Source organism: Acinetobacter sp. AL9, assembly GCF_041464035.1.
Lineage (GTDB): Bacteria > Pseudomonadota > Gammaproteobacteria > Pseudomonadales > Moraxellaceae > Acinetobacter > Acinetobacter towneri.
Genome location: NZ_JAYFSK010000083.1, coordinates 1 through 7516 on the forward strand (window position 1 = coordinate 1; position 7516 = coordinate 7516).

Here is a 7516-nt window from a genome sequence, read left to right on the forward strand (position 1 = left end):
GGTGCTGCAATGCGCAAGCTTATACATCTGTGTTATGGCGTTTTAAAACATCAGACTGCCTATCAAAGAGATTATTTATTGGTCGAATAATCTCAAAACCTGATTGACTACCAAGACGGTATCTCATCAAATTCAAGCTACGACAGCAAACTTTCAGGCTTTGGTACAGCAGCCTTATCGTTTAAACACGCAGCTTTCAGGGAATCAGTATGAACAAAAGATGCTGGATGCTACGCTCAAAAACAGGATTATTGAGTTTGAATCGGGTAGTGCGATTTTAACTGATGCAGGTCAAAAAATTCTGGATGAAATGGTTGTGGCATTGAAGCAAGTTGGCACCAAAAAAGTGAAAATTGTTGGACATACAGACAGTTCGGGCGACGCGCATAAAAATATAGTGTTAAGCCAATCACGTGCAGAAGTGGTAAAAAATTACTTGGTCGATAAAGGTATTACGGCAACGCATTTAAGCACCGAAGGTCAAGGTTCTAATCAGCCTGTCGCAGACAATACAACGCTAGAAGGACGTAAGAAAAATCGACGTATTGAATTTGAGGTGCTTTGATTAGTTGATATCGAGCAAGGCGGAAGTTGAGCGTCATGTCCTGATCTTTAGAGCATCTGTGTGTAAACAGATGGCATAGAAAATAAAAACAGCATCAATCATTAAGTAATTTCCACAGTGAGAGTGCTTTGTGCAATTTAAAGCACGAATCTTGAATACATTGATCTGAAATAGAGGCTTTAAATCAACATTCGGAAGTTTTACTGCCGAAACGCGCCAAGAAAACCATTTTCCATCTAGCTGATTATGGCATTTCACAGTAGAATATGCGCTCTCTTCAAGTCACATTGTGGCATGGTCCAAAAGATCAGCCCGTGGAGCCAAAATCAGCATGTTTATCGTTGCCGGTGCACCTGCACATTCATCTTTTAAGAAAACTCAACTCTTAAACCGTTTAGCGTCAATGAGTTCTGTTCAATCTTTCGATAGCCAATGGGTTTATTTATTTGACCAAGCGCTCGACGAGCAACAACAGCAATCTGCTTTACAGCTTTTAAACGATGGTGCATCTTTTGAATTACGCCAAGCTGCAAGTGATGAAGTTCAAATTTTAGTGACACCACGTGTGGGCACAATTTCTCCTTGGTCATCAAAAGCAACCGATATTTTTGCCAACTGTAATACGCCTGTACACCGCCTAGAACGCGGTGTTTTGTTTACCTTAAAAGGTATTACAGACGTTTCAAACGAAGTAAAACAAGTATTGCATGACCGCATGACCGAAAGTGTGTTTAACCACATTAACGATGCTGCAGCGTTATTTGTTGAAACTGAACCAAAACCTTTAAATAGCATTGATATTTTGGGTGAAGGCAAAGCGGCATTGGTAAAAGCCAACAGTGAGTTTGGTTTTGCCTTGTCTGATGAAGAAATTGATTATTTAACCGAAGCATTTATCAAGTTAGGCCGTAATCCGCATGACATTGAATTGATGATGTTTGCACAAGCCAACTCTGAGCACTGCCGTCACAAAATCTTTGGTTCTGAATGGACAATTGATGGCGAAGTACAGCCATTGTCATTGTTCCAAATGATCAAAAATACTTATAAAGAATCACCAACAGACGTATTGTCGGCTTACAAAGACAACGCTTCGGTGATTGTTGGTTTTGATACGCAGCGTTTCTATCCGAAAAAAGATGCTGCAACAGGTCACTACGTTTATAAATATAAGAGCCAAGCTGCCCACATTCTTATGAAAGTGGAAACACACAACCACCCAACTGCAATTGCACCATTTGCAGGTGCTGCGACAGGTTCGGGTGGTGAAATCCGTGATGAAGGCGCGACAGGTCGTGGTGGTAAACCAAAAGCAGGTTTAACAGGCTTTACAGTATCGAATTTAAATATTCCTGGTTTTGAACAGCCTTGGGAAGAAAACTATGGCAAGCCTTCACGTATGGCATCGCCATTACAAATTATGATTGAAGGCCCATTGGGCGGTGCAGCGTTTAACAACGAATTTGGTCGTCCTGCGTTAAATGGTTACTTCCGTACTTTCGAGCAAAACGTGAATGGTGAAGTAAAAGGCTTCCATAAACCAATCATGATTGCAGGTGGTTACGGCAACATTCGTCCAGACCATGTCGAAAAAGACCCAATTCAGCCAGGCGATTTATTAATCGTTTTAGGCGGCCCTGCGATGTTGATCGGTTTAGGCGGTGGCGCTGCATCTTCTGTAGATAGCGGAACCATGGGTGAAAACCTTGACTTTGCTTCAGTACAACGTGAAAACCCAGAAATGGAACGTCGTTGCCAAGAAGTAATTGATACGTGCTGGCGTTTGGAAGATGCTAACCCAATCGTATCAGTGCATGACGTGGGTGCAGGTGGTATTTCAAACGCAATGCCTGAGTTGGTGAATGATCACGAACTAGGTGCTGTACTTGATTTGCGTAAGATTCCATCTTTAGAACCAGGCATGTCACCAATGGAAATTTGGTCAAACGAAGCGCAAGAGCGTTATGTATTGGCCATCCGTCCAAGTTCTTTAGAATTATTTGAATCAATCTGTGCGCGTGAGCGTTGTCCGTTTGCAGTATTGGGTGAAGCGACAGAAGCGCGTCATTTAACGGTTGAAGATCCACTGTTCAATAACAAAGCTGTAGATATGCCAATGCAGGTCTTGTTAGGTGGTACGCCACGCATGAGCCGTTCTTATGAAAGCATTGAGCGTCAAGGTGATGATTTTGATGCAGCTCAAGTTACTGATCTGAAAGATGCGATTTACCGTGTCATCAAGAATCCAACTGTTGCTTCTAAATCATTCCTAATCACGATTGGTGACCGTTCAATTACAGGTATGGTTGCACGTGATCAGTTGGTTGGCCCATGGCAGGTGCCTGTTGCAGATGCAGCAGTAACCACTACCAGCTTGCAAGGCTTTACAGGTGAAGCAATGGCGATGGGTGAACGTCCACCTGTAGCTTTATTAAACCCTGCAGCATCTGCGCGTTTGGCAGTGGCAGAATCTATTTCCAATATCATGTCAGCCAAAATTGACCAGATCAGCGACATTAAATTATCTGCAAACTGGATGGCAGCAGCAGGTCAAAAAGGCGAAGACCAAGCTTTGTTTGAAGGTGTAAAAGCCATTGGTATGGAAATGTGTCCTGCGCTAGGAATTGCAATTCCAGTAGGTAAAGACTCATTGTCTATGCGTACCACTTGGAATGACGAAGGTGTTGATAAATCTGTAACTTCACCAATGTCAGGTGTAATTACTGCATTTGCACCAGTGACCGATGTACGTAAAACACTAACCCCTGAATTGAAAAATACCGATTCAGTATTGGTACGTATTGACTTGTCTAAAGGTCAGTTCCGTTTAGGCGGTTCAATTTTAGCGCAAGTTTATAAAGCTATTGGTTCAGTAACACCAGATGTCGATAACTTTGACGAATTCAAAGCATTCTTTGCTTTGGTACAAGACTGGAATAACCGCGGCTTGATTCAAGCTTACCATGACATCGGTGATGGTGGTTTATTGGCAACTGTGACAGAAATGATGTTCGCTTCGCGTTTAGGCGTAGCGCTTGAAGATCAATCTGTTGCGGCATTGTTTGCTGAAGAAATTGGTGCAGTACTACAAATTTCTAAAGCGGATTGGGCTGACTTAGTTACTGAAGTTGCTGCATCTACTCTGAAAGATGCAATTTCGGTAGTCGGTACAGTTAATAACACCGACCAACTTGCTGTAAATGGCTTAGTGCTTGAGCGTGCTGATTTGCAAACGACTTGGAGTGAAGTATCACACCAAATCCAGCGTTTACGTGACAACTCAGAAACTGCTGATCAAGAATTTGCCTTGATTACAGATAAGAACCACAAAGGCTTAATTGCTCAACCGACATTTGACTTAAATGAGCCAGTTGAAGCGCCATACATCAACACACGTCGTCCTAACATGGTGATTTTACGTGAACAAGGCGTAAACGGTCATGTAGAAATGGCGGCAGCATTTGACAAAGTCGGCTTTAACACCGTTGACGTACACATGAGTGACTTGCTTGCAGGGCGTGTCGATTTAGACGACTTTGAAGGCTTGGTTGCGTGTGGTGGTTTCTCTTACGGTGACGTCTTAGGTGCGGGCGGTGGCTGGGCAAAGTCAGTCTTGTTTAACCCGAAATTACGTGACCAGTTTGAGAAATTCTTTAACCGTCAAGAAACATTCTCACTGGGTATCTGTAACGGTTGTCAAATGTTGTCACAATTAGCACCACTCATTCCAGGTGCAGAAGCGTGGCCACGTTTCCATCGTAATACCTCAGAAGTGTTTGAAGCGCGTAGCGTTAATGTACGCGTGGAAAAATCGAATTCTGTATTATTGCAAGATATGGAAGGCTCGATTTTACCAATCGCGGTGGCGCATGGCGAAGGTCGTGTCGTTGCACCTGAAGCTAATTTGGCAGCCTTAAATGCAGGTAACCAAGTGATTTTACGTTATGTCGATAGCCACGGAAATGCGACTCAACATTATCCAATGAACCCGAATGGTTCGCCAGAAGGTATTTCAGGCGTAACTTCAAAAGATGGTCGTGCAACAATTATGATGCCGCACCCTGAACGTAATTTCCGTGCGCTTCAACATTCTTGGAAACCTGAAGAATGGACTGAAGATGGTGCATGGTTACGTATGTTCCGCAATGCGCGTAAATTTATTGGTTAAGATTTCACTCGCTTAATCTATAGCAGTCAGCCACCTTCGGGTGGCTGATTTTTTTGCTGTGAATATGCAACTTTTATATAGACGTGCATGTTTCCACCTAAATGAATCGTCGGCTTGCTGTTCAACAAATCTGCATTAATCTCAACAATCATAGTCATCCTAGACAACTCAAGCTATCATAAACAAGCAAACACACATGGGATGGCGTTATGAAAATCATTGCAGATGAAAATCTGGCATATACCGATTATTTCTTTGCAGATTTGGCAGAAATAGAGCACAAGGCTGGACGCCGTCTAACGCATCAAGATGTGCAAGATGCTGATGCGCTGCTAGTTCGTTCCGTCACCCAAGTGAATGCAGCATTGATTCAACAGACCGCGCTTCAATTTATTGGCAGCGCGACCATTGGCACAGACCACCTTGATATCCCAGCCATCGAGCAGCAGGGCATTGCATGGTCAAATGCGGCAGGTTGTAATGCGCAGGCGGTGAGTGAGTATGTGATTACCGCATTGCTTCATCTCGAGCCTGAATTACTACATGCCAATCAAAACTTTAAACTTGGCATTATTGGACTGGGCAATGTCGGCTCGCGCTTGGTCAAAATGGCACAATTATTAGGTTGGGATGTCATCGCATACGATCCATTTGTGCAGTTGCCCAATGTGCAGCAATGTGACTTAGATGCACTATTACAACAGGCAGATGCAATTTCCATTCATGTGCCATTAACAGAAACTGGTGAACATCCTACTCATCATTTAATTAATGCAGCGCGTTTGGCATGTATGAAGCCTCAAGCCATTCTGATTAATTCAGCGCGTGGGCCAGTGGTAGAAGAAGCGGCTTTAATGCAGGATATTCAACATACTCAGCGTTTAGTGGTATTAGATGTTTTTGAATATGAACCTGAAATCTCTGCAGAATTATTAGATTTGCTTGCTTTGGCAACCCCGCATATTGCAGGGTATAGCCTAGAAGGCAAGGCACGCGGCACACAAATGATTTATCAGGCTTTTTGTGAAAATTTTGGTTTAGATGCCACAAAACAATTTGAAACTCAATTGCCAAGCTGCGCGCAATATTTCAAAACCCAAGATTTGAAAAATAGTCTGCATGCACATTTAAGTCAAATTTATGATATTGCACAGGATGATGCCAATTTACGTGCCTGTGTCAAAGCGGGCAAAGTTGAGCAGCAGGCTTTTGATCATTTAAGAAAAACCTATCCTCTGCGTCGTGAATGGGCAGCACACGGAGGCCCGCAAGCATGAGTTCAAATCTCCAATATCAACCAACTTGCGACTTAAACAGCATGCGCGCACGTGCACAATTGTATGCACAAATACGCCAGTTTTTTGCGGAACGTGAAGTACTTGAAGTTGAAACGCCAATTTTGTCACAGGCAGGAGTGACAGATGTGCATTTGGCTTCAGTACAAGCACAGCGCCATGTGCAGGGCAAATTGCATACGCACTATTTACAGACCTCACCTGAATTTGCCATGAAGCGTTTATTGGCCAGTGGTAGTGGTGCTATTTATCAAATTTGCAAAGTCTTTCGTGATGATGAGCATGGACGTAAACACAACAGCGAATTTACCATGTTGGAATGGTATCGTCCCGAATTTAGCCTGAAAGAGCTTATGTTTGAGGTGACAGATTTACTTAATCTGACGTTAAAACAACGCTTTGGCGAAGTACGTCCAACAGTGTTGAGTTATAAACACGCATTTATGGATCGTTTGGATTTAAATCCTTTACAGGCAAGTCTGCAACAATTGAAAGACTGCTGTCATCGTGTGGGTTTGCATCTGGATTTGGGTGATGACCGTCTAGGCTACATCGACCTATTGTTTTCACATTTTGTAGAACCAAGTTTGGGCTTTGATGCTCCTGTATTTTTAACCGATTTTCCACCTGAATTAGCATCTTTGGCTAAAACCAGAACAGATGATGATGGGGAATTGGTCGCAGCCCGTTTTGAGCTATATATCGAAGGTTTAGAGCTTGCCAATGCCTATGATGAATTGATTGATGCTACTGTGCTGCGTTCTCGTTTTGAAGCCGATAATGCAGAACGCGCACAACTTGGTTTACATGTGATGCCAATTGATGAATATTTATTGGCTGCGTTGCCGAACATGCCTGAATGTTCAGGTATCGCCTTGGGCATAGATCGCTTATTGATGATTGCAACTGAGCAGATGCGTTTAGAGCAAGTGATTAGCTTTCCTGCGCAGCTTGCCTAAAAGCAAAAGACAGTTTCTTATTTCAAGAAGGATTTATTTGAGCTAAAAAGTAAGCGTCCGCTGAACCCCATGCCTATTTTTTAATTCGATTTAGGTTTCCAGCAGTGCGGCAGCAATTCTTCAATCTGGGTCACTTTATGTGTCGGCAGCCTTTTCAGCACATCACTTAAATAGGCATACGGATCCAAGCCATTCAGCTTTGCTGACTGGATTAAAGTCATGATATTCGCCGCTCGCTGGCCGCTGCGCAGCGAACCTGCAAACAGCCAGTTCTTGCGCCCCAACGCCCAGGGACGCATCTGATTCTCGACCCAATTATTGCAAATCGGTAGATTGCCATCATCCAAATAGCGGCTTAAAGCTGGCCAACGCTTCAGAGTGTAATTGATGGCCTTGGCGGTAGGAGAACTCGATGGCACCGTCAGATGATGTTGGTTGAGCCATTCATATAGTTGTTGCATCACTGGTTGACTATGCTGTTGTCGGTATTCGCGGCGGTCTTCCGCTGTACCATCGGTCTTTTTCCTGA

4 protein-coding genes and 1 pseudogene are annotated in these 7516 nt (G+C 43.4%); 4 read left to right on the plus strand and 1 reads right to left on the minus strand.

What is annotated here, in order from left to right:
- Positions 1–115: 115 nt before the first annotated feature.
- The 4 genes and pseudogenes from ACEO2X_RS12755 to epmA all read left to right on the plus strand — a co-directional run.
- Positions 116–565, plus strand: a pseudogene (locus ACEO2X_RS12755) (OmpA family protein); the annotation flags it as partial.
- A gap of 331 nt (positions 566–896) precedes the next feature.
- The gene (purL, locus tag ACEO2X_RS12760; RefSeq protein ID WP_371972106.1) at positions 897–4733 is read left to right on the plus strand and encodes a phosphoribosylformylglycinamidine synthase; all 3837 of its coding nucleotides are present in this window, start codon (positions 897–899) and stop codon (positions 4731–4733) included.
- Positions 4734–4942: 209 nt separating this feature from the next.
- Positions 4943–6010, plus strand: coding sequence for a 4-phosphoerythronate dehydrogenase (locus tag ACEO2X_RS12765; protein ID WP_004972744.1), 1068 nt, complete (start codon positions 4943–4945; stop codon positions 6008–6010).
- Positions 6007–6987 (plus strand): EF-P lysine aminoacylase EpmA, encoded by a 981-nt coding sequence (gene epmA / locus ACEO2X_RS12770; protein WP_096902381.1) that lies wholly within the window; start codon positions 6007–6009, stop codon positions 6985–6987. Before ACEO2X_RS12765 ends, epmA begins: the two co-directional genes overlap by 4 nt.
- A gap of 80 nt (positions 6988–7067) precedes the next feature.
- On the opposite strand, the gene ACEO2X_RS12775 is transcribed toward epmA, so the two are convergent.
- Positions 7068–7516: transposase (locus ACEO2X_RS12775; RefSeq protein WP_032022216.1), on the minus strand; the 449-nt coding region annotated here is incomplete at its 5' end.